The 1,662-nt window shown below is 70.2% G+C and carries 2 protein-coding genes; both read left to right on the top strand.

From position 1 onward, the window contains the following. On the top strand, positions 1–198 hold a 198-nt coding region (locus JAO81_RS29380; RefSeq protein ID WP_199550985.1), incomplete at its 5' end, for a bifunctional ornithine acetyltransferase/N-acetylglutamate synthase. Further along, complete coding sequence (locus JAO81_RS29375) at positions 195–1,400, top strand: acetylornithine transaminase (protein ID WP_199550984.1); 1,206 nt, start codon at positions 195–197, stop codon at positions 1,398–1,400. The genes JAO81_RS29380 and JAO81_RS29375, both read left to right, overlap by 4 nt. The last annotated feature ends 262 nt before the right edge of the window (positions 1,401–1,662 follow it).

The following is a 1,662-nucleotide window of genomic DNA, read 5'->3' as shown; positions in this document are numbered from 1 at the left end:
GACCAGCTGAACGTCGCCATCAACGGCGTCTGGGTCTGCAAGAACGGCGGCGTCGGCGAGGACCGTGAGCTGGTGGACATGACGGAGCGCGCCGTGCGGATCACCGTGGACCTGTCCGCGGGCACCCGGTCCGCCGTCATCCGCACCAACGACCTGACCGCGGCTTACGTCCACGAGAACAGCGAGTACTCCTCATGAACACATCCCCGCCGGCGCCGGGAGCCGAGGCCGACGCGACACTGACCGGGCGCTGGAACAGCGTCATGATGGACAACTTCGGCACGCCGCGGCTGCCTCTGGTCAAGGGGCGCGGCACGCGGGTCTGGTCCGCGGACGGTACGGAGTACCTGGACTTCGTCGGTGGCATCGCGGTCAATGCGCTCGGGCACGCCCACCCCGCGATACGGACGGCTCTGACGCGGCAGTTCGACACCCTCGGCCACGTGTCCAATCTGTTCGTCGCCGAACCGCCCGTACGTCTGGCGGAGCGCCTGCTGCGGCTGACGGGCCGCACCGACGGCCGCGTGTACTTCTCCAACTCCGGTGCGGAGGCGAACGAGGCGGCGTTCAAGATCGGCAGGCTCACCGGCCGCACCCATATGGTCGCAGCCGCCGGCGGCTTCCACGGGCGCACCATGGGCGCCCTGGCGCTGACCGGCCAGCCCGCCAAGCAGCGCCCCTTCGTGCCGCTGCCGGGCGAGGTCGAGCATGTCCCGTACGGGGACGCCGAGGCCCTGCGGGCCGCCGTCACCGAGGACACCGCGCTGGTGGTCCTTGAACCGGTGCAGGGCGAGAACGGGGTGGTCGTGCCCCCGGCCGGATATCTCCGGGCCGCCAGGGGCATCACGGAGGAGACCGGCACGCTGCTGGTCCTCGACGAGATCCAGACCGGTATCGGGCGCACCGGGCACTGGTTCGCGGCTCAGGCCGAGGGCGTCGAGGCCGACATCGTCACCCTGGCGAAGGGACTGGGGGGCGGGCTGCCCATCGGGGCGACGCTCGCCTTCGGCGCGGCCGCGGCGCTCCTGACACCAGGCACGCACGGCTCCACCTTCAGCGGCAACCCCCTGGTGTGCGCGGCTGCCCTCGCCGTCCTGGACACGATCGAGGACACCGGCCTGCTCACCCACGTACGACGTGCAGGTCAACGACTGCGCCAGGGGCTCGAGAACCTCGGCCACCCGCTGGTACGCGAGGTGAGGGGGGCCGGGCTGCTGTGGGGCGTCGTCCTCGACGATGCCCGCGCGGCGCGCGTACAGGAGGCGGCCCAGGAGCAAGGGCTGTTGGTGAACGCGGCGCTGCCGGATGTCATCCGGCTCGCTCCTGCGCTGATCGTGTCGGAGGACGAAGTGGACGCCTTTCTCGACCGGTTCCACGCGGCGCTCAAGTCCGTGGGCTGATATCCGGGGCTGATATCCATCGGCTGATATCCGTCGACTGAAGTGCGTTGGCTGAAGTCCATTGGCTGAAGTCCGTCGACTGAAGTGCGTTGGTGACGACCGGGAGAAACGGCCGAGTGCCTTTCTGTCGTATTTCTGCGTTCTTACGCACCGAATATTGGAATCTCTCCGCCAGTTCCCGTCGACAGGACAAACACGCGCGCGGCCGCCCCCCCCCCCACCCCGCGGGGCCGCAGCGGGGCGGGGGGGCGCGCCGGGGGGG

Source organism: Streptomyces sp. N35, from assembly GCF_016464295.1.
Classification (GTDB): domain Bacteria; phylum Actinomycetota; class Actinomycetes; order Streptomycetales; family Streptomycetaceae; genus Streptomyces.
This window is presented reverse-complemented; position numbering and strand designations above follow the sequence as displayed.